At 63.7% G+C, this 20,699-nt stretch carries 23 protein-coding genes; 10 read left to right on the plus strand and 13 right to left on the minus strand.

All coding sequences use genetic code 11. The features are described from left to right. Window positions 1–16 precede the first annotated feature (16 nt). From JQ567_RS04735 to JQ567_RS04750, 4 genes are all read left to right on the plus strand, one after another. Window positions 17–1,111: an ABC transporter ATP-binding protein gene (locus JQ567_RS04735; RefSeq protein WP_212437716.1), complete on the plus strand. Its 1,095-nt coding sequence runs from the start codon at window positions 17–19 to the stop codon at window positions 1,109–1,111. Between the two features lie 141 nt (window positions 1,112–1,252). Further along, entirely contained in the window at window positions 1,253–1,948 is a 696-nt protein-coding gene (gene pxpB / locus JQ567_RS04740; protein WP_212437717.1) for a 5-oxoprolinase subunit PxpB, read from the plus strand. Then, window positions 1,945–2,922, plus strand: coding sequence for a biotin-dependent carboxyltransferase family protein (locus JQ567_RS04745; RefSeq protein ID WP_212437718.1), 978 nt, complete (start codon window positions 1,945–1,947; stop codon window positions 2,920–2,922). Before pxpB (JQ567_RS04740) ends, JQ567_RS04745 begins: the two co-directional genes overlap by 4 nt. A 34-nt stretch (window positions 2,923–2,956) precedes the next feature. Beyond that, the gene (locus tag JQ567_RS04750) at window positions 2,957–3,724 is read left to right on the plus strand and encodes a LamB/YcsF family protein (protein ID WP_212437719.1); all 768 of its coding nucleotides are present in this window, start codon (window positions 2,957–2,959) and stop codon (window positions 3,722–3,724) included. Window positions 3,725–3,795: 71 nt separating this feature from the next. Here JQ567_RS04750 and JQ567_RS04755 read toward each other — a convergent pair whose 3' ends face one another. From JQ567_RS04755 to JQ567_RS04780, 6 genes are read right to left on the minus strand one after another with little or no spacing between them, the layout of a single operon-like run. Further along, window positions 3,796–4,212 carry an acetyl-CoA carboxylase biotin carboxyl carrier protein subunit gene (locus JQ567_RS04755; protein ID WP_212437720.1) on the minus strand — a complete coding sequence of 139 codons (417 nt, stop codon included), beginning with the start codon at window positions 4,210–4,212 and terminating at the stop codon, window positions 3,796–3,798. Beyond that, window positions 4,203–5,186, minus strand: coding sequence for a biotin-dependent carboxyltransferase family protein (locus tag JQ567_RS04760; RefSeq protein WP_212437721.1), 984 nt, complete (start codon window positions 5,184–5,186; stop codon window positions 4,203–4,205). The genes JQ567_RS04755 and JQ567_RS04760 overlap by 10 nt, the downstream gene beginning before the upstream one ends. Next, window positions 5,183–5,845 (minus strand): 5-oxoprolinase subunit PxpB, encoded by a 663-nt coding sequence (pxpB, locus tag JQ567_RS04765; protein ID WP_212437722.1) that lies wholly within the window; start codon window positions 5,843–5,845, stop codon window positions 5,183–5,185. The genes JQ567_RS04760 and pxpB (JQ567_RS04765) overlap by 4 nt, the downstream gene beginning before the upstream one ends. Then, on the minus strand, window positions 5,842–7,197 hold the full coding sequence (accC, locus tag JQ567_RS04770; RefSeq protein WP_212437723.1) for an acetyl-CoA carboxylase biotin carboxylase subunit: 1,356 nt from the start codon (window positions 7,195–7,197) through the stop codon (window positions 5,842–5,844). The genes pxpB (JQ567_RS04765) and accC overlap by 4 nt, the downstream gene beginning before the upstream one ends. Continuing rightward, on the minus strand, window positions 7,197–7,679 hold the full coding sequence (locus JQ567_RS04775; protein ID WP_212437724.1) for an acetyl-CoA carboxylase biotin carboxyl carrier protein subunit: 483 nt from the start codon (window positions 7,677–7,679) through the stop codon (window positions 7,197–7,199). Before JQ567_RS04775 ends, accC begins: the two co-directional genes overlap by 1 nt. A 48-nt stretch (window positions 7,680–7,727) precedes the next feature. Beyond that, entirely contained in the window at window positions 7,728–8,486 is a 759-nt protein-coding gene (locus JQ567_RS04780) for an SDR family oxidoreductase (protein ID WP_212437914.1), read from the minus strand. A gap of 184 nt (window positions 8,487–8,670) precedes the next feature. Here JQ567_RS04780 and JQ567_RS04785 point away from each other — a divergent pair, with 184 nt between their 5' ends. Together JQ567_RS04785 and JQ567_RS04790 are read left to right on the plus strand one after the other, a co-directional pair. Further along, complete coding sequence (locus JQ567_RS04785) at window positions 8,671–9,624, plus strand: LysR substrate-binding domain-containing protein (RefSeq protein ID WP_212437725.1); 954 nt, start codon at window positions 8,671–8,673, stop codon at window positions 9,622–9,624. A gap of 134 nt (window positions 9,625–9,758) precedes the next feature. Next, window positions 9,759–10,430, plus strand: coding sequence for a 4-carboxy-4-hydroxy-2-oxoadipate aldolase/oxaloacetate decarboxylase (locus JQ567_RS04790; RefSeq protein ID WP_212437726.1), 672 nt, complete (start codon window positions 9,759–9,761; stop codon window positions 10,428–10,430). An 89-nt stretch (window positions 10,431–10,519) separates the two neighbouring features. Here the strand turns inward: JQ567_RS04790 and hydA are convergent, their stop codons facing one another. The 7 genes from hydA to JQ567_RS04825 all read right to left on the minus strand — a co-directional run bounded on the left by hydA (window position 10,520) and on the right by JQ567_RS04825 (window position 17,770). Next, a complete protein-coding gene (hydA, locus tag JQ567_RS04795; RefSeq protein ID WP_212437727.1) occupies window positions 10,520–11,929 on the minus strand; it encodes a dihydropyrimidinase in 1,410 nt (469 codons plus the stop codon). Window positions 11,930–12,003: 74 nt separating this feature from the next. Next, the gene (locus JQ567_RS04800) at window positions 12,004–12,840 is read right to left on the minus strand and encodes a transporter substrate-binding domain-containing protein (RefSeq protein ID WP_212437728.1); all 837 of its coding nucleotides are present in this window, start codon (window positions 12,838–12,840) and stop codon (window positions 12,004–12,006) included. A 72-nt stretch (window positions 12,841–12,912) separates the two neighbouring features. Then, window positions 12,913–13,413 carry a MaoC/PaaZ C-terminal domain-containing protein gene (locus JQ567_RS04805; RefSeq protein ID WP_212437729.1) on the minus strand — a complete coding sequence of 167 codons (501 nt, stop codon included), beginning with the start codon at window positions 13,411–13,413 and terminating at the stop codon, window positions 12,913–12,915. A 9-nt stretch (window positions 13,414–13,422) separates the two neighbouring features. Then, window positions 13,423–15,006 carry a CoA-transferase gene (locus JQ567_RS04810; RefSeq protein WP_212437730.1) on the minus strand — a complete coding sequence of 528 codons (1,584 nt, stop codon included), beginning with the start codon at window positions 15,004–15,006 and terminating at the stop codon, window positions 13,423–13,425. Window positions 15,007–15,022: 16 nt separating this feature from the next. Next, a complete protein-coding gene (locus tag JQ567_RS04815) occupies window positions 15,023–16,165 on the minus strand; it encodes an acyl-CoA dehydrogenase family protein (protein WP_212437731.1) in 1,143 nt (380 codons plus the stop codon). Between the two features lie 15 nt (window positions 16,166–16,180). Continuing rightward, window positions 16,181–16,549 carry a tautomerase family protein gene (locus JQ567_RS04820; protein WP_212437732.1) on the minus strand — a complete coding sequence of 123 codons (369 nt, stop codon included), beginning with the start codon at window positions 16,547–16,549 and terminating at the stop codon, window positions 16,181–16,183. A 3-nt stretch (window positions 16,550–16,552) separates the two neighbouring features. Further along, entirely contained in the window at window positions 16,553–17,770 is a 1,218-nt protein-coding gene (locus JQ567_RS04825; protein ID WP_312017353.1) for a LacI family DNA-binding transcriptional regulator, read from the minus strand. A gap of 22 nt (window positions 17,771–17,792) precedes the next feature. On the opposite strand from JQ567_RS04825, the gene dapA reads away from it, so the two are divergent. From dapA to JQ567_RS04845, 4 genes are all read left to right on the plus strand, one after another. Then, on the plus strand, window positions 17,793–18,710 hold the full coding sequence (gene dapA, locus JQ567_RS04830) for a 4-hydroxy-tetrahydrodipicolinate synthase (protein WP_212437733.1): 918 nt from the start codon (window positions 17,793–17,795) through the stop codon (window positions 18,708–18,710). A gap of 80 nt (window positions 18,711–18,790) precedes the next feature. Beyond that, complete coding sequence (locus tag JQ567_RS04835) at window positions 18,791–19,732, plus strand: dihydrodipicolinate synthase family protein (RefSeq protein WP_249165248.1); 942 nt, start codon at window positions 18,791–18,793, stop codon at window positions 19,730–19,732. 10 nt (window positions 19,733–19,742) lie between these two features. Continuing rightward, window positions 19,743–19,916, plus strand: a complete 174-nt coding sequence (locus JQ567_RS04840) for a hypothetical protein (protein WP_212437735.1) — start codon at window positions 19,743–19,745, stop codon at window positions 19,914–19,916. A 17-nt stretch (window positions 19,917–19,933) separates the two neighbouring features. After that, on the plus strand, window positions 19,934–20,665 hold the full coding sequence (locus JQ567_RS04845; RefSeq protein WP_212437736.1) for an amino acid ABC transporter permease: 732 nt from the start codon (window positions 19,934–19,936) through the stop codon (window positions 20,663–20,665). The last annotated feature ends 34 nt before the right edge of the window (window positions 20,666–20,699 follow it).

A 20,699-nucleotide genomic window follows, 5' to 3' on the forward strand; every position in this document is an offset into this window, starting at 1 on the left:
GCAGAGCAGGGTGCCCATGAAGTCGACCGAAGTCAGGCTTGAACGCCTCAGCAAGGAGTACAACCGCGCGGTTGCGGTCGACAACGTGTCACTGACGATCGAGCCGGGCAATATGATCGCTCTGCTCGGTCCGAGCGGATGCGGCAAGACGACCTGCCTTCGCATGATCGCGGGCTTGATCCGCCCGACATCCGGCGACGTCTTCGTGAACAACGCGAGGATGACCGACGTTCCGGTGCATCGCCGCAACATCGGGATGCTGTTTCAGAACTACGCGCTGTTCCCGCATCTCACCGTCGAAGAAAATATCGCGTTCGGCCTTGAAATGCGCGGGATCGCCAGGGCCGATGCCGCCAAGAAAGTGGCCGAGGCACTCAACCTCGTCCAACTCTCAAGCTTCGGAAAACGTTATCCCGCCCAGCTCTCCGGCGGTCAGCAGCAGCGCGTCGCGCTGGGGCGCGCGCTGGTGATCGAACCGGCGATGCTGCTGCTCGACGAGCCGCTGGGCGCCCTCGACAAGGGGCTCCGCGAAAGCATGCAGGTCGAATTGCGAGCCCTGCAGCGCAGGCTCGGCCTGACCACCGTTATGGTCACCCACGATCAGGACGAGGCGCTGACGATGGCCGACAAGATCGTCGTGATGCGAGACGGCAAGCTCGAACAGGTCGGTTCGGCGACCGAGATCTACCAGCGGCCGGTGTCGAAGTTCGTCGCGAACTTCATCGGCGCCTCGAATATGTTCGAGGGCCGTGTCGAACAGCGGCAGGAGGGCGGAGCGGTCATTTCCGTGTCGCCGGGATTGAGGCTTCTGGTCGATGAGCTTCCAGCGTTGGCTACCGACGTACTTGTTTCGATCCGGCCGGAGGCAATCATCGTTGAGAAGGCCGGCCAGGATACCGCAGCCGAACGTCCCAATGGTGTCACCGCGCGAGTCGATCAGGCGATCTATCGCGGCTTTGTCAGTCACTATTACCTGAAGACGAGGAGCGGTGAGCAGATCGTTGCTTTCGAACAAAACCAGTCGCGGCAGGCCGGCCTGCGCTACGCGGTGGGCGAGGAGGTCGTCGCGCGATGGGATTCGTCGAGCAACCACGTTATCCCGCGTCCCTGAGTTTGAGATACTGGTGGTTTCACCGGCAATCGACATCCGTTATGCCCGCAGACCGACAACGTCTTGGATCGGGCTGCGTCGCCTAGCTAAGATTTAGGTGCGGCTTCAGTCGCGGTTGGCGCGCCAGGTTGCGAGGTTTCCTTGTCGATCAATCATCATACCGCCCCCTTCGTGGGCACGGTCGAGAAGGATCCGAATATCAGCCTGATCGGCACGCTGGCGATGCTGGTCGAGGCGCCGGGTGACTTCGATATGGGGCAGCAACGCCGCATCTGGGCTGTCGCCGATGCGCTCTCTTCGTGGCCAAACGTCCAGGAGGCCGTCATAGGCGTCACCAACGTGATGCTCGTGTTTGAGCAGCCGCCGGAGGATATCGGCGCGCTCAGCGCGTCGATAACCGAGCTGTGGCACCGACTGCCCGGGCGCGGCGCGGACGGCAAGCTCATTGAGATTCCGGTCGTCTACGGCGGAGAACACGGCTTCGATCTGCCGGCGGTGGCCGCCCGTGCGGGCTTGTCCGGGGGTGAGGTCGTGAAAATCCACAGCGAAGGCGATTATACGGTCTGCGCGGTCGGAAGTTCTCCAGGCTTCGGCTACCTCCATGGCCTCGACCCACGCATCTTCATGCCGCGCAAGTCCGTGCCGTCGCTCAACATGCGCGCCGGCTCGGTAACGATCGGCGGGATGCAGACCGGCGTCGCTGTCTTATCCAGTCCGAACGGCTGGAACGCGATCGGCTGGGCCGCGGTACCGATGTTCGATCCGAAAAGCGACCGGCCTTCGCTGATGGCTCCTGGCGACCGGGTCAAGTTCAGGATCGATCGGATCGAATTGTGATCGAGATACTGACCAGCCACGCGCTCAACACCATTCAGGATCTGGGGCGCATCGGCGCGCGCCGCTTCGGCGTAAGTACATCGGGGGTCATGGATCCGGTCGCGCTTGCTGCCGGAAACGCGCTTCTGGGCAACGACGCCGATGCAGCGAGCATTGAGGTCCAGACATTTCCGTTTCGTGTTCGCTTTCACGCCGACATCGCGTTCGCCCTCACTGGCGCCGATTTTGACGCGACGCTGGCGGGCTCGACCGTTCCGCCGTGGTGGTGCACGCGGGCCAGGGCGGGAGATATCCTCACGCTCGGTTTTCCCAGGCACGGTGCACGGGCCTATCTGACGTTCGAAGGAGGCATCGATCTTCCGCCCGTGCTGGGGTCGCGGAGCACGCATATTCGGGCGGGCTTCGGCGGTCTCGACGGGCGCGCGTTGCGTGAGGGCGATATCGTGCCGGTCAGTGGCATGCAGCGCGAAGCCGCCGGCCGCTTCGACTTCGGCGCCGAACCGCCCGATGTGGCAATCGCAGGCATGAATTCGTCCGAGGACGGTGTGCTTCGCGTGCGCGTCATGCGGGCAGGCGAGTACGATCTGTTTTCCGATGCGATGCAGGCCGCGTTCTGGTCCACAACATGGAAAATCAGCGTTCAGAGCGATCGGGGAGGATATCGTTTGACAGGAGCCGAGTTGACATTGCCTGCACCGGTCGAGATGCGCTCGCATGGCGTGGTGGCGGGTGTAGTGCAGGTGCCTCCGGCCGGCGAACCGATCATCCAGATGAGCGACGCCAACACCGCTGGCGGCTATCCCAAGATTGCCGCCGTGATCCAGGCTGATCTCTGGCGTCTCGGTCAGGCACGGCCGGGATCGCTCATTGTCTTCAGCGAGGTTGATTACCGGGAAGCAGTCGCGGCCATGACGCCCATCAACGACTACATCGCAGGCCTGCGTGCGAGCGCCGAGCTTTATCGGGCGCTTTGAATTTGTGAAAGCAACGAGCGAAGGATGGTTCATCATGAAAATCGACATCAATTCGGACATGGGCGAGGGCTTCGGCGCCTATCGCATCGGTGACGATGAGGCGCTGATGGGGATCGTCTCATCGGCCAATGTGGCGTGCGGCTTCCATGCCGGCGACCCCATCATCATGGATCGCACCGTGCGGATGGCGAAGGCAAAGGGCGTCGGTATCGGCGCTCATCCGGGCCTGCCGGACCTGCTCGGGTTCGGCCGCCGCGTCATTCAGATGGACGCCAGCGAGGTCGAGAAGCACATGCTCTATCAGATCGGCGCCCTGCAGGCGATCGCGGCCAATGCCGGCCATCGCGTGACCCACGTCAGTTTCCACGCGGCGATGGGCAACATGGTGAACGCGGATCCGGATATGGCTGACGTCGTCGTGCGTGCGATTGCGGCGGTCGATCGCGACCTCATCATGTTTTCGATGCCCGACGAGGAAATCGTGCGAGCGGCGCGCAAGGTGGGCCTGCGGGTCCTGACGCTGTTTCTAGCCGATCGCGCCTATGACGAGAATGCAAACCTCGTTTCGCGCAAGCTCCCCAATTCGGTCATCACTTCGCCCGAGGCCGTGGCGAAGCGGGTGCAGCGGTTTCTGGACAGTGGGACAGTGGAAACGATCGAGGGCAAGTCGATCAAGGTAGAGGCGCGCTCGATCCTCGTTCACAGCGACACGCCGGGATCTGTCAACCTCGCCGCTACGGTGCGCCGGGTGGTCGAGCAGGGGGGCGGCGAAGTCGTCCCAGCGACGGTGTTGCTCAGCTGAAGGCTGCGAGCCCGGGCCCATTTCTACTTTGCATGGGGTTGTTTTCGAAATTTTGTGTCCAGCCCCCCGGTTCAAGCGACGGCTCGAAAGCTGACGATCGGCGTTCCGTAACCGACGGTCGCGCCTGGTTCCGCGACGATTGAATCGACGGTGGCTGCGGCCGGCGATAGTACAGGCACGTAAAGCTGCCCGATCTTGACGAGGCCGACGATCGCGCCGGCTTTGACCGCCTGGCCGGGTTCGACGAATGGCTTCTCCCGCCATGGATGGACGGCGATGAAGATTCCCGCGACATCCGCTTTCGCGACGACGGCGGTCTGATGAGAGCGCCCGGCAGGCGCGACGAGCATGGACGAAGACGCCGTCGGCTTCTCCGTCTCCATGACGAGCTTCAACGAAAGTCCGCTTTCCTCGATCTCGATCGATGCGAGACCGGATCGCTCCAGGATCTGCGCCAGGCGTTCGATGTCTGTCGTGTCTATCGGCATTTTCGAAGCTCCCCGAGGCGACGAACGTTTACTCTGAGTTTGTCCAGATAGCCGGACACCTCGCCCTGCGCTGCGAGCGCATCCGCGTAGGAGGTTTGCACGAAGCGCAGCTTGCCGCCGAGGCCGGTCTGCGCGACACGCCAGAGATCGGCCTCGATGACGGTCGCGATTTTCGGATAGCCGCCGGAAGTCTGGGCATCGCGCATCTGGATGATGGGTTGGCCGTTGGGCGGAATCTGGATGACGCCCGGCACGATGCCGTGAGATCGTTTCTCGATCGGCGAGATCGGCATCACGGGCGGTCCCTGGAGGCGATAGCCGTAACGGTTGCGCTGGGGCGTGACCTTCCAGTCGGAGCGCCAGAACAGATCCTGTGCGGCATTGTCATACATGTCGTGCTCGCCGGCGATCACCACCCTGACGACCGTGACGCCCGCCGGCGTGTTCGGCCGGGCAAGGGCGATATCGGCCGGCTCGGTGCCAAGTTCACCGATGCAGGCGGAGGGGTCGGGCGCGCCGCAGGGCAGAACGTCGCCGGGCTGCAGCGACCGTCCGTGAAGGCCGCCGAGTTCGCCGCGCAATTGCGTGCTGCGCGATCCCAGGACCACGGGAACGTCGATGCCGCCGGATACGGCGAGGTAGCTTTGTGCACCGCGGATCGTCGCCTTCAGGCTGAGCACGTCTCCGGCGCGAGCCTGTGATCTCCACCATGGCGGGATCGCGCGTCCGCCGATGTCGGCGCCGACGTCGGCACCCGTGAGTGCGAAGGCTGTATCGCGGCCGAAGCGCAGCTTGAAGGGCGTCATCGGGATTTCGATCCCGGCGGCATTCTCGTCGTTCGCCAAGAGGATGTTGCCGGCACGCAGCGCGATGTCGTCCATCGCCCCTGATGTGCCGACCCCGAACCGGTACTGGTCGAACCGCCCCAGATCCTGGACGCTGGCGGGGCCGAGGACGGACAGGATCTCGATCAACGCATCACCCGATCGACTTTGAACCTGACGGTGTCACCCGGTGCGAGCGCGGCCGGCGTCGGCCACGATGGATCGAAGAACGTCCACGTCGTATGCCCGATCGCATGCCAGCCGCTGGGCCCCGGTGATGCGGATACGCCGGTTTGTGAACCGCCGATGGAGACCGAGCCGCCTGCGGTGCGCTGCAGCGGCGTCTGGCGTCTGGGTATGGCTATTCGCGGGTCCATTCCGCCGAGATAGCAATATCCGGGATGGCTACCCAACGCGAACACGGTGTAGAGGGGAGCCGCATGGATCGATACGACGTCATCGATAGACAGGCCGGCGTGATCGGCAACGGTTTGGAGTGAGGATCCGATCTCGCCGCCATAGGTTACCGGAAGCTCGATCTCGCGGCCGTCAATCGCGAACTCCTGCGCGTCGTCCCATCCGTCGCTGAGCGCCGAGACGAGGGAGTCGACCGCTTGGGGCGGGGTTTTGAAGGTCAGCATCAGGTTTGTGATTCCTGGGATCGCCTCGCGGATTCCCGGCCACTTCGAGGCCGCTGCGGCCAAGGCCCAGATGCGCCGCTGATGCGGCAGGTCGAAAGTCCCAGGCGCCTCGAACAGGATCGCGGTAGTTCCGAGCAGGCTGATCCGCGGACGGTCAGGCGCCGTCATATCCTTGTCGCCCGCGCGGTGATCCAACGCTCAAGGTAGTGGATGTCATAGCCGCCCTGACGGAACGTCGGATCATTCAGAATTTCCTGATGCAACGGCACATTGGTCAGGACGCCATCGACGCGCAACTCGGAGAGCGCGATCCGAGCGCGGGCCAATGCCTCCTCGCGGGTTTTGCCGTGGGCGATCAGCTTGCCGATCAGCGAATCGTAATGACGTGGAACGATGGCGCCGGCGGCCATGTGCGAATCGACGCGGATGCCGATGCCGCCGGGAACGTCCCAGCGGCTCACCGTGCCTGATGAAGGCGCTAAGGTCGCCGGGTCCTCGGCGTTGATACGGAATTCGACCGCGTGGCCGCTGCATGCGATGTCCGCCTGAGAGATCAATAACGGCTCACCGCGCGCGACGCGGATCTGCTCTTTCACGATATCCAATCCCGTGGTCATTTCCGTGACCGGGTGCTCCACCTGGACGCGCGTGTTCATCTCGATGAAGAAGAATGCGCCGTCCTGGTAGAGGAATTCGAACGTACCGGCGCCGCGGTAACCGATCCGCCGGCAGGCTTCGACGCAGCGCTGCCCGACACGCTCGACCAGAGCGCGATCGAGGCCGGGGGCGGAGGCCTCCTCGACGACCTTTTGGTTCCTGCGCTGAAGAGAGCAGTCGCGCTCGCCGAGCCAGAGGTGGTTTCCGTGTTGGTCGCACAGAACCTGGATCTCGATATGGCGCGGTTTTTCGAGGAATTTCTCGATGTAGACGGCTGCGTTCGTGAAGGCCTGAGCAGCTTCCGAGCGCGTCAGCGTGAGGGCATCATCCAGTTCATGCTCGCCGCGTACGACGCGCATGCCGCGTCCGCCGCCGCCGCCTGCCGCCTTGATGATGACCGGGTACCCGATCTGCCGAGCTGTCGCGCGCACCTCTACCGGATCGTCTGGCAGGGCGCTGTCCGGCCCGGGCACGCAAGGGACGCCAGCCTCCCGCATGGCGCGCTTGGCCGCGACCTTGTCGCCCATGGTACGGATGCAATCCGCGGGAGGGCCAATGAAGGTGAGGCCGGCCTGCGCCACCTGGTCGGCGAACTCTGCGCTCTCCGACAGGAATCCATAGCCGGGGTGAATCGCCTGAGCGCCACTGACCTCGGCGGCGAGCAGGATTGCCGCCGCATTCAGGTAGGTTCTGCTCGCCGAGGCCGGTCCGATACAGAGTGCCTGGTCCGCGAGCGCAACATAGCGGGCGTCGCGGTCGATCTCCGAGTGAATGACGATGGTCTGAAGCCCCATCGCGCGACAGGCGCGCTGGATGCGCAGGGCGATCTCGCCGCGATTGGCGATCAAGACCTTGTCGAACATCACGAGGTGCCCGCAGGACGGATCCGAAACAGGGGCTGCCCTGCTTCGATCTCGTCGCCGTTCTCCGCAAGAATTGCGACGACGGTGCCCGGGGTCTCGGCGACGACACCGATGAAAGTCTTCATGGCCTCGATGACGCAGATGTTCTGGCCGGCTTCGATGCTGGCACCGACTTCGACGAGCGGCGGCGCGCCCGGCGCCGCAGCCTGGTGGAATACGCCGTGCATCGGTGCGGGCACGATGACGTCGGCGACGTCAGAAGCTTCCGGCTGCGGTTTCGTTTCGAGCGTAGCGGCGTGTGCCTCCTGATACTCCCGATCCGCGGTGCCGGGTGAGGCGGGGGCCGTCAGGTCCCCGGCGAGCGGACCTGGCGCGGGGTTCTTCAGGATCCGAATCCTCGTTCCGTCCTGCGTGAGGTCCAACTCCGCGATGCGGGATCGCGAGACAAGATCGGCCAATTGCTCGATTTTGGCGAGGTCCATGATCGCCGCTCTACGGCCGCAGCGTTTCGGGTTCGAGGCTATTCTGCGTCACGTTGCTGTTTCCCGATTTCTCTGTGCGAAGTTGAGACCGCCGACGACCTGCTGGGTAGGCAGTACTTCCATGAATGCGACGTTCATGCGTGCCGGCGATCCCACGGCGAACGCGATGGAATTGGCAATGTCCTCCGGCTGGAGCGCATCATAGTCGTCGAAGAAGCGACGCTTGGCTTCTGCGAGATCGCCGAGCAGCCGTCCGAAGACCTCCGTCTCCACACGCGCCGGCGATACCTCGGTGACGCGCACCCTGGTTCCGTAGAGATCGACACGCAATTGCTGCGACAGCGAATGGATGCCCGCCTTGGTCGCGTGGTACACGGTATTGCCACCGCCGAAGGCGTAATGGCCGGCGATGGAGGAGATGTTGACCACGTGGCCGCGGTCTCGGCTCGCCATGCCAGGCACGATCAGCCGCGTCAGATGCAGCACGGCCCGCAAATTGACGTCGATCAGCGCATCGACGTCATCGGGTGTCGTATCCAGAATGTTGCCACGCCGGGACTGGCCGGCATTGTTGACCAGCACGTCGAACTCGGCCGACTTGGCCAGCGCTGTCAGGGCGTCCAGGTCGCCGACGTCCACCGCGTGCACCCGGCATCCGGTCTCGGCCGACAACGCCTTCAGCCGGCCCGCATCGCGCGCCACTGCGTGAACTTCGAGGCCCTCCGCGCTCAGGCGGCGGACCGTCGCGGCCCCGATCCCCGAGGATGCGCCCGTCACCACCGCCGTTCGGTAGTCTGAAAATGCCATCCGCACGGCTCCTTGCGGCCATCCAGCCTGCATTGGCGTCGGTTGCAACGCGAATGGACGGCTGTGCAGGGTTACCTATATGCCCGGCCAGTTCCAAATGGTAAGAACGTTTCGCTCTAGTCCCATAGCGCCAGCGTATTACTGCCGCCACGATCTGTTGCTCGATTTACTTGGGGACCCTGTATTGGATACGCGACGCCTCGAAGCCTTCATTAAAGTCGTGGACCTTGGTAGCGTGACGCGCGCCGCGAAGTTGCTCAGTGTCGCGCAGCCCGCATTGAGCCAGCATATCGCAAGCCTGGAATTGGAATTTAAGCGGAAACTGCTGATCCGGAGTGCCCGCGGGGTCAAACCTACCGAGGCCGGACAGATCCTCTATCGATACGCCAAGTCCGTTCAGCGGCAGATCGAAGAGGCGCGCCGCAGCATTCTCGACAACAAGCCGGAGTTAACCGGGAACGTGACCATCGGGCTGGCGCCTTTGAGCTCTGCGGCTTTGCTTGCGACACCGCTTCTGACACGGGTGCACGAGCGCTTTCCCGGTATCGTCCTGCGCATTTTCGACAGCTTCGGCGTAACGCTCAGTGAGCTGATGCTCAAGGGCAGTATGGATATCGCTGTTCTTTACGGCGATCGTCCCGTAACCGGCCTCGATTACAAGCCACTGTTGCAGGAGCATTTCCATCTCGTTGCGCCGCGCGCCATGTTCCCGGAGCAGGCGCACTCGGCGGACATCTCGGCGTTGGAACTGGCCGAAATCGACCTGCTGCTTCCCCCGCCCGAATCCTTCCTGCGGCAGGCGGTCGAGCGGATCTGCGCCGAGGCTGGAGCGCGCCCGCGGATCGTCGCCGAGATTCAGTCGCGATCGACCCTGTCGTCGGCGATCGCAGCCGGCATGGGTGCGACAGTCCTGCCCGAGACGATTGCCGCGGTCCTGCCGAACGCCGAAGATCTCTGCGTCCGGCGGATCGACGCGTCGGCGGCCTCGCTTCAGATGTCCCTGTGCATCTCGGATAATGTCGGCCTGTCCGATGCCGCGTTTGCCGTTTACAAGATCCTGCTGGAGATCATTGCAGGGACCTGGGTCAATCCGGCCGCGCCGTCCTTTCAAAAGACGCACTCACCGGAGTCGTCTTAGCAGGGCGCCGCGCGACCTCGCCGAAGACGCATAACGAAATACGATGCGGCAATCCCGAAATATGAATTTGTCCAATGGGACCCGGTTGACTAAGGGAGTCTCAGCGCAGGCATTGCGCGCGCCTGGGAGGTACCATGGTTCACGTTATCAGAACATTCGAGCGGCCCGCCGTCGAACTCGTGGAACGTATCAAGCCGTTTGCTCCATCCACCCTTCACGAAGCGCAGGGGCGGTCCGGTGCGCTGACGTCCCGGATCAAGCCGATCTATCCCGGCATGCGCGCCTGCGGGCCGGCATTCACCGTCAGCTGTCACCCTGGCGACAACATGATGCTCATCACCGCGATCTCGCTGGCCAAGCCGGGCGACGTCCTCGTGGTAAGCGCGGGCGACCATCCCGAGCAGGGCGGCTTCGGCGAGGTCTTGTCGACCGCGTGCGTCGCCAAGGGAATTGTCGGACTGGTGACGGATGCCGGCGTGCGCGACGGACCGGCGGTGCGCGCCACCGGCTTCAATGTGTTCTGCTACGGCCTGTGCATGAAGGGGACCGTCAAGGAAACCCTCGGTTATATCAACCAGCCGATCGTCATCGGCGGCATCGCCGTCCGGCCCGGCGACATCGTCAGTGCTGACGACGACGGCGTGGTCGTGGTGCCGAGGGAGAATATTGCGGACGTTTGCGCCAAGTCGGCCGCGCGCGAGGAGAAGGAAGCGGGCGTGATGAAGGCGCTCAAGGCGGGCGGCGATATTCTCGAACTGTCCGGCATCGGCAAGGTCCTCGAATCCAAGAATTGCACATTTGGCTGAATGCCGACGGCCGGGCAATGGGTGGCCGAAGTTGAGCCCGGTGTACTTGGCGGCCATGAGTCGATTGTTTCGAGGTCAGGCGGGTCGCGTTAGTCGCGGGCGGAGGCGAACTGCGAAGGGTCGCGTGCCAGATGCTGGCCGGCCCCCTTGCGGCCGACCAGGGTGCCATCCGCGACCACGACCTCACCACGCACCAGTGTGGTCACGGGCCAACCGGTGACGCGGAGGCCCTCATAGGGCGTGTAATCGGGTCCGTGATGCAGGATGTCCTGGCTGATCGTCACCTCGCGCGCCGGATCCCAGATCGCAATATCTGCATCGGAGCCGATCGCGATCGTGCCCTTTCGCGGATAGAGGCCGTAGGTCTTGGCATGGTTGGTCGCCGAGAGCGCAACGAACCGGTTCAGATCGATGCGCCCCTTGACCACGCCTTCCGAAAACAGGATCGGCAGCCGCGTCTCGACGCCGGGAATCCCGTTCGGCACCCAGCGAAAGCTGGTGCGGCCTTTCGGGGCGAGTTTTCCGGTCGTATCGTAACGGAATGCGCAATGGTCGGAGGAGAAAACGCTGAAGGTGCCTTGCTGCAATCCTTCCCAGCACGCGATCTGGCTTGGGACATCGCGTGGCGGTGGGCTGCAGACGTATTTGGTGCCCTCCATGTTGAGCCCCTCCATGTCCTTCTCGGTCAAGACGAGATATTGCGGACAGGTTTCACCAAACACCTTGAGGCCGCGCTGCTGGGCGCGACGGACTTCTTCCATCGCTTCGCGGTTGGAGACGTGGACGATCATCACCGGAACGTCGATCAGCTCGGCGAGGGCGATGGCGCGATGGGTGGCTTCACGTTCGACGACAATCGGCCGGGATGCGCCGTGGAAATGAGGCGCGGTACGGCCGCCTCGCTCCAGACGATCGGTGAGGAAACGGATAGCATCGAAATTTTCGGCGTGGACCATGACCAGCGCGCCGGTCTCGCGGGCAACCGACATCACCTCGAGGATCTGGCGATCGCTGAGCGCCAGATCCTCATAGGTCATGAATACCTTGAACGAGGTGTAGCCATCCTTGATCAGGGCCGGGAGCTCCTGGCCGAGGAGCTGTTCGGTCGGGTCCGAAATGATAAGGTGGAAACTGACGTCGATGTAGCAATTGCCGTCAGCCTTGGCGTGATAGTCCCGCACCGCCTGCCGCAGGCTCTGTCCGCGTTCCTGCAGACAGAACGGCAGCACCGTGGTGTTGCCTCCGAAGGCGGCGGCACGGGTCCCGCTTTCGAAATCGTCGGCCATGACGATGCCCGGCCCGCTCGGCTGGGAGAAGTGGACATGGCTGTCGATGCCGCCGGGCAGGACCAGCCGGCCGGTAGCATCGATAGTCTGTCCCGCATCGCCGAGGTCGTGGCCGAGTGCTGCAATCCGTCCGTCCGATATCCCGACATCGCAGGCGAACGTGTCGGACGCCGTCGCCACTGTGCCGCCGCGGATGATGGTGTCGAATGTCATGTCGCGCTCCCGTCGGGTCGGTTTGCGGATTGCTCGCCGGGCAGCGCTGCCGCGGCTTGCGACAGCGCTTGCCGTCAGTTGGTGGGACCGTCGCCACGGATGACGAAAGTGGTGGCTTTCAGCTTGGTCATGCCGAACTTGTCGAACAGCTTGTCATAGGTGCCGTCGGTGCGGATGGCCGTCAGCGCATCTGCCGCCGCCTGCGCCAGCAGCTTGTCGCGGAAGGCGAAGGTAATGTCGGTGCCGGCAATGTCCCTGACCCAGATCTTGGCGATGCCGCGCTGCTCGAGCGAGTTGGCGGTCTCGTTGATGTTGAGCGCTGCCTCGAGCTGTCCGGCGCGCAAGGCTGCCGAGGTCGCGGTGACGGTCGTGAACGTGCGCAACTCGATTTCCTTGAGCCCTTTGGCCACCATCGCGGCGCTGAACTCGCGCGCCTTGCGCTCGGTGTAGGTCGCCGACTCGACGCCGACGACGCGGCCGGCGAGATCTTCGAACCTCTCCAGCTTCAGGCTGGATGCAGGATCGGTATAGATGCTGATCGCCTGCTGCGCGTAGGGCACGAGGTACAGCATCTTCGAGCGCTCCTCGGTCCAGAACAAACCGGTGTTGATGGCGTCGAAGCGGCCGGAGCGCAGACCCGGAATCATTGGCGGGAAATCCATCCGCAGGAACACCGGCTCGATGCAGATGCGTTTGGCGATTTCGCGCGCCAGTTCGACATTGAGCCCCTGCAGTTCGCCCTTGTCGTCGATGAACTGCTGCGGTGGCAGGGTCGGATTGATCGACATCTGCCATTTGCCGGCTTCGATCAGGCTCGATGCCGGCACTTTTGGCGTGCAGTTCTGGGCGTGGGCTGTTGGGACGAGGCCGATCAGCACGGCCAGAGCGGAGAAGATATTGAGAAGTCGCATGACGTGAACCCCTGTGTAAAAGTGAATAGGTGAGGCGGCGTTCCCGGGTCTGGTCGTCTTTTCGTTGTCTCGTTATGACGCGTCCGGCGAGGCGGATGCGCAATCGGGTTGGCGGGTCAGGATCAGCGAGGTATGGCGGGCTTCCGTCACCACCTCGTCGCGCTGGTTGATCAGCTCGAGTGCTTCGATGACGACGCCGCGCGCGGGGTTGCGGGTCGGCCGCTTCTCGACGAAGCGGAATCGCACGCGCAGCCGGTCGCCAGCGACCACCGGCGCCTTGAAGCGCACGCCGTCCCAGCCGAGCGAGGCGACTGACGTCTCCTCATAGAGCTTCAGCTCCGACTTCAGCCCTTCCATCAGCGACAGGCCATAGAGTCCGTGCGCGATCACTGCCGGGAAGCCGCGGGATTTCGCGTAAGCAGCGTTGACATGCAGCGGATGATGATCGCGGGTGACGTCTGCGAAGGCCGCGATATCGGCCGGCGTCACCGTGTGTGCCGCGCTCTCGAACTGCGTGCCGGATTCGATATCTTCAAAGCGGAGATTGATCGGCGCGGTGGCTGTGGTTTCCATGGCGTGTCCTCAGGCGACCTTGCGAGGGCGGGCCGGCAGCTCAACGAAGCTCTGGCCGATTCCCATTGGCCCGGGCCGGAAGATGCGCGGGTCCATATCCCTGAGGTCAGGGCTGATGCGCGGCCGGAAACCCATATGCGCCAGCACATCCTGCTCCAGGCGTACGCCCGGGGCGATCTCGGTCAGCGTGATGCCCCCATTCTCCAGCTGAAACACCGCGCGTTCGGTGACGTAGGAGACTTCCTGGCCGCGCTGCGCGGCCAGACCGGCACTGAAGCTGATCTGCCCAACGTGCGGCACGAATTTACGGAAGGCGCCGTCGCGGCGGATTGCCAGCCGCCCGTTCTCGACGGCGATGTCGAACTTGCCGCCGGTCATGGTGCCGCTGAAGATCAGCCGCTTGGCGTTCTGGGTGATGTCGATGAAGCCGCCAGAGCCGTCGCGGCGGTCGCCGAAACGGGTGACATTGACATTGCCCATCTCGTCGACTTCCGCGAACGAGAGGAAGGCGCAGGAGAGGCCACCGCCGTCGTAGAAATCGAACTGGTAGGCCTGATCGAGAATGGCGCGGGGATTGATGGCGGTGCCGAACTCGCGCGCATGGCCCGGTACGCCGCCGACCACGCCGGATTCCACGGTCAGGGTGATCAGATCCGCGATGCCTTCCTCGGCTGCGACATTGGGGATCATCGCGGAGATTCCGACCCCGAGATTGACCACGTCGCGCGGGCGCAGCTCGAAGGCGGCGCGGCGGGCGATCACCCGCCGTTCGGTGAGCGGCTCTGGCACGATCATCGCGAACGGCACGCGGGTCTCGCCGCAGCGGGCGGGATCGTAGACTGTGCCGTAGGTCTGCATCTGTCCGGGTTCGAGCACGACGTGGTCGATCAGGAAGCCGGGGATCTTGACCATCTGCGGATGGATCGAGCCGCGCTTGACGATCCGTTTCACCTGGCAGATCACGGTGCCGCCGGCATTGTGTACGGCCTGTGCGATCGAGAGATCCTCGCGCGTCGTACCTTCGTGCTCCATGCTGACATAGCCGTCTTCGTCGGCCGAGGTGCCGCGGATGATGGCGACGTTGGGAGCCGATGGTGCGCGGTAGAGCAGCCATGATTGTCCGTGCAGCTCGAGGAGGTCGACCAGCGGCAGGGTGGTGCGTGCATTCATGCGCCCCCCGTCCTGGCGCGGGTCCATGTAGGTGTTGAGGCCGACATGGGTGAGCACGCCGGGATGCTTCGCGGCCATGGCGCGGCAGAGTTGGCTCATCACGCCCTGGGGGAAGTTGTAGGCGTCGATCAACTCGTCGCGCACCAGGCGCATGAACGGCACCTGCAGCCCGAAATTGCCGCCGACCACCCGCGCGATCAGGCCTTCATGCGCGAGATGGCATAGACCCTTCTCGGTCACCGCGCCGACGCCTGTGATGTTGATCAGCGTCAATCCGTGCGGCCCGCCGCCGCCGAGGAAACGCTGCTCCAGCGCATCGAGAACGGCTTCCGCCACGCCGGTGCCGCCATTGCCGCCGACGATCAGCGTATCGGCGTCGCGGATCAGGCTTGCGGCCTCTGTCGCGGTGATGATGCTCAGCACGGTTGCACGCTCGGCGTCATGCGGCCTCCTTCTCGACCTGGCGGGCGATGATGAGGCGCTGGATCTGGTTGGTGCCCTCGTAAATCTGCGCGAGGCGCACGTCGCGGAACAGCCGCTCAATGCGGTAATCGCGTGAATAGCCGTTGCCGCCATGGATCTGCAGCGCGTTGGAGACGTGCTTCATCGCCATGTCGGTGGTGAACAGCTTGGCTTGCGCGGCTTCCTTGGCGATCGGTTCGCGGGCGTCGTGCAGGCGCGCGGCGTGGTGGATCAGAAGGCGGGCGGCGGCGATGTCGGTCGCCATGTCGGCCAGCATGAATTGAATCGCCTGAAAACCGATGATCGGCTGGCCGAACTGCTTGCGGTCCCTGGCGTAGGCGGTGGCATCCTCGAACGCGGCCTGTGCCATGCCGAGCGCCATCGCCGCCATCATCAACCGGCTGAAATTGAAGTTGCTCATGGCCATTTTGAAGGCCTGGTTCTCCGGCCCCATCACGCTGTCGGCCGGCAGGCGCACGCCGGAGAAGGTGATCTGGCAATCCTCCAGGCCGTGCATGCCCAGAAGCTCTTCATTCTTGCCGCGCGCGATGCCCGGCAATTTGCCATCGACGAGCAGGCAGGAGATGGCGCGGTGTCCGGACTCGGCGCCGGTGCGGGCGAACACCATGATGCGGTCGGCGACGCCGCCGAGCGTCACCCAGGCCTTGGTGCCGTCGAGCAGCCAGCCGTTGCCGTCGCGCACCGCTGATGTCCTGATGCCGGCGACATCGGAACCGTGGTCGGGTTCGGAGACGGCGGTGGCGGGGATAATCTCGCCACTCAGGATCTGCGGAATCAGCGCCTTGTGCGCCTCGGTACCGTGCTGGTCGAAAAACAGCACCGCTTCGACCGGAATGGCGAAAGCGTTGGCCACCGCGCCCGAACACCGCGCCAGCTCTTCCATGGCGATGCAGGCCGCGACCGCGTCGAGCCCTGCGCCGCCGGCACCTTCGCGCAGGCAGATGCCGAACAGGCCGAGGTCGGCCATGCCCCTGTAGAGCGAGCGGTCGAAGCGGTCGTCGCGATCGATCGCCGCCGCGCGCGGCAGGATCTCGGCCTGAGCGAAGCGACGCGCGGTGTCGCGCAGCGCTTTCTGGTCCTCGGTGTAGAAACGGTCCATGGCGTGTCGCTTCCCTCAGTCGCTGGCGAGCTTGGAATCGTGGGCGACCTCGTCCTTCTCGCGGTCGAAGAAGTACGCGGCGACATCGGCCCCCGGCACGCCATAGGCGTTGCAGACGCTTCGCGTCAGCGCAGCCGCGGCGGCACGGCGCTCGGCCTCGCTGCGGCGGAACGCGTGCACCTTGAGCAGGATACGCTGGCCGGTGCCTTGTGGTCCCATCTCTCCGGCATGGGCATAGTCGTCGGGAGCGATCGGCAGGAAATAGAGCGTGATCGTCTCCGCGCCGACGCCGAAGCTCGACATCAGGCCGTCGGTGATGGATTTTGCCAACGCGGCCTTGCTTTGAGGCGGGGCAGGCGGCGCAAGGATTTCGACATAGGGCATCGGTCAGGCCTTCGCTCTGGACGATTTGGTTGCGGAGGATTTGCGTGGGGACGGATCGAACGGGCGGCAGGAATCGCGCTTCACCAGCCGGGCGCCGACGCGATATTCGCGCACGCCATCGGCGCCGTTGCCCTTGGCGTCCATGCGGTGCAGCAGGCGGTCGACGGCGAGGTTGGCAAGGTCGCTCGCGCCGTTGTCGACGATACTGATGGCCGGGCGATGCCACTCGAACCAGGGCGAATGCTCGTAACAGAGCAACGAGAGATCATCGGGAATCGACAGGCCACGTTCGGCGATCACGCGCAGGACGCCGAGCGTCGCTTCGTGGTTGGCGACGAAGATCGCACTGGGGGGCTCGGCGAGATCCAGCAGCTTGCGACAGGAGGCGGCGCCGGTTTCCGGCTCGAAATGGCCGGCATGGATCAACGTGTCGTCCACTTGGACAGACGCTTCGCGCAATGCGCGGACATATCCCGACAGTCGTTCCCGTCCTGATGTTGTATCTGGACGGCCGACAATGATCCCGATCCGTCTATGCCCGAGCTCGATGAGGTAGCGCGTGCCCACGTATGCACCTTCTGAATCGTCGGCAAGTACGGTCTCGAGGTCTGTCTCGTCGTCGCGGCGCACCAGACAGACGATCGGGATTTCATTTGCCAGCGCTGTCAGGCGGGCGCCGTTCTTGCCCGTGGGCACGACGATCAGTCCATCGACGCGATGGTCGGCAAGTGTCGTCAGCGTATCGCTTTCCAGCTGCGGATCATCGCCGGCGATGCACAGCAGCATCTGGTAGCCGAGCGCCTTCAGCCGCGCCTGCACCACCTCGGCCATCACCTGGAACGACGCATTGGCGAGGTTGTGGACCAAAAGCCCCACCAGCCGCGACTGTCCGGTTTTCAGTCCGCGTGCGATCGGGTTGGGACGGTAACCGAGCTCGCGCGCAATGCGCGTCAGGCGCTGCTGGGTGCGCTCGCTCGTCAATCCGCTGCCGCCTAGCGCGCGCGAGGCTGTGCTGATCGAAACGCGGGCCGCCAGTGCCACATCTTTGAGCGTGACGCTCATCAATCCTGCCGTTAGAATGGAAACGATTGCAAAACAGTATGGGCAGAAAATTACGTGCGCAAGCCTAAATTTGAGATGGGTCTTGCCCAAATCAACGCCAATACTGCAATCGTTTGCAGCATTGCGGTGGCCCACGATAGGGCCGCTGCTCGGGTTCACGTTGAGCAACTGGAAGTCCTGGATGAAGACATTTCGCGGCACCTACACAGTCATGATCACGCCGTTCACGCCGGCCGGCGAGGTCGATGCCGAGGCGTTGCGGGACTTCGTCGATTGGCAGATCGAGCAGGGGATCCACGGGCTGATTCCGCTCGGCTCGACTGGCGAATTCCTGTCGCTCGATGACGACGAGAAAATTCTGGTGGCCGAAACGGTCATTGCCCAGGCGGCGGGTCGTGTGCCGGTGCTGATCGGGACCGGTGCGGAGGATACGCGAGAGGTGGTGCGCCTCAGCCGTCGTGCCGAAAAATTGGGCGCCGACGGCGTGATGATCATTCCACCGTTCTATTCGACGCCGACCGACGACGAGCTCGTCCATCACTACAAGACCGTGGCCGATGCGATCTCGTTGCCCATCATGGTCTACAATAATCCCGCGACTGCCAATGTCGATCTCAAGCCGGCACTGGTGGCGCGGCTCGCCGAGATCGACAACTGTCTTTACATCAAGGAGTCGACGCTCGAGGTGACGCGCGTTCGCGACATCATCCGGCTGTGTGGTGACCGGATGACCGTATTCGGCGGCATCCTCGGCTTCGAATCTTTCGTGGAGGGCGCGCAGGGCTGGGTAGCGGTTGCCTCCAACGTGGTGCCCCAGGCCATGGCGCGCATCTTCAGCCTCGTCGCCGATGAAGGGGAGATCAATGCGGCGCGCAAGCTCTATCTCGATTATTTGCCGGTGATCGAATTCGTCGGCGGCCAGGCTTACGTCGCCGGCACCAAAGCGCTGCTTGGCCATATGGGCTTTTCTGTCGGCGTGCCCCGTCCGCCGCGTCTGCCATTGCCGGCCCCGCAGGACGCGGCCGCGCGGGCATTGGTGGCGAAGTTCGGACTGGTCTGGCCAGGGGCGATGGTTTCATCAAGGCAGGTCGCCGGCTGAGAAAGGGGCGTGCATATGATCGCAGTAGCTCGTCACAGGCACAACGCGGTTCCACGGCGCGAGCGATCATGAGTGATGGGATGAAGAAACTCGATCTGCGCGGCGTCACGGTAGCCACCGTGCTGCCATTCAACGACGACCTGACGATCGACTGGGAAGGCTATGCCCGGCTGCTGGATTATTGCGCCTGCCCGGAGGGCATCGCGGCCGTCTTTGTCAACGGGCATGCGGGCGAGGGCGCCTCGCTGTCGGACGAAGAGCGTCAGGCGGTGATCGCGCGGACCCGGGCCCATATCGGCGAGAAGCCGCTGCTTGCCGGCATCATCGCGCACTCGACCGCCGACGCCATCAGCCAGGCTCGGCTCGCCGAGGCCGCAGGTGCGGATTGCGCGGTCCTGTTCCCGCTTGCCGCGCTCGGCGGCGGTGCATCCGCCACGTCGCGCGCGCCGGTTATCTTTGTGCGGTCGGTCAGCGAGGCAATCGCAATCCCGGTGTCTATCTTCCAGTATCCGGTGGCGTCCGGATTTGGTTATTCGCCGCAGACGCTCGCCGAAATGGCGGCCATCGACCGCGTGATCGCCGTCAAGGAAGGCAGCGATACGATGCTCGCCTATGACGAGAACCGGCGGGCCGTGAAAAAAGTCGATCCGGAGGTCGCGGTCTTGCCTTCGAATTACAACTGGTTCTTGCCGCAGCTCGCTGTCGGTGGCGACGGCATCCTGTCCGGGCTCGTCAGCCTGGCGCCGCATCTGTTTATCGAACTCTGGCAGGCGTCGATCGCCGACGACCTCAAGGCGATGCGCGCCGTGAACGAGCGCCTCTATCCGATCGTCAAGGCGATTTACGGTCCGGCACCGATCGTTGACATGCATACGCGCATGAAAGTGGGCCTTAAAGAACTCGGCCTGATCCGTAACGCAGGTCCGAGGCCACCGCTGTTGCCGGTTCTGCCCGAACTTTACGACGACATCGCAACGACGCTCGGCGCCGCGCGCCGCGCCGGCGACATTCGCCCGACTTGAGGATGCCATCATGTCCGACGAAGCCTTCATCGATATCGTAGCTCCCGACGGCGGCACAAAAATTGCTGCCGAACGGTATCTGATCGGAAAGCCATCCGCCTTCGAAGCCAGCAGCTGGCAGATGAACTGGTTCAGCCAGCCGATCGATCAGGCGCTTGCAATCGTCGGCCCCGGTCCGGCCTGACACATGGAGACGACCCGATGACCCATTTCAATCTGGCGGCCAGCGTCGACTACTTTTTCAATTTCTTCCTGATGAAGGGCGTGCTCGTCACCATCGGTTTGACGGTTGCGGGCGTCGTTGGCGGGCTCATTCTGGGGATGGGCATTGCGCTGATGCGGATGTCATCCAACCCTGCGCTCAGCGGCTTCGCCCGGTTCTACATCTGGTTCTTTCGCGGCACGCCGCTATTGATCCAACTCGTGGTGATCTACAGCGGCCTGCCGCAGCTCGGCATCAAGTTCAGCGTTATCACCTGCGCCCTGGTTGGATTGATCCTCAATGAAGCCGCATATCTTGCGGAAATCGTTCGCAGCGGTTTCATGGCGGTGGCTGCCGGGCAGCGCGAAGCCGCCTGGGCCCTAAGTCTGTCGAGATGGGTGACGTTCCGGCGTATTACGCTTCCGCAAGCCTTTCGCCTGATGATCCCGCCGCTCGGCAACTCCATCAATTCGCTCCTGAAGGCGACGTCGCTCGCCTCTGTCATCTCGGTCGAGGAAATCATGCGCCGAAGCGACATGCTGATGCAGGAGCATTTTCAGATTCTCGAAGTCTATGCGGCCGCCACGGCCTATTACCTGATCCTCACCTCGGTCTGGGATGTGGCTCAGCGCCGTCTTGAAAAGCACTTTGGCCGTTCGAGCGCGACAAGATCGCGAAGAGCCAACGCAACAGTGCCGCCGACGCAAGCCGGCCTCGAGGCCAGAGCATGAACGTGTCGAGGGGAGGTTGTTGTTGCGAGGAACG

This window comes from Bradyrhizobium sp. AUGA SZCCT0431 (assembly GCF_018131065.1).
GTDB lineage: Bacteria > Pseudomonadota > Alphaproteobacteria > Rhizobiales > Xanthobacteraceae > Bradyrhizobium.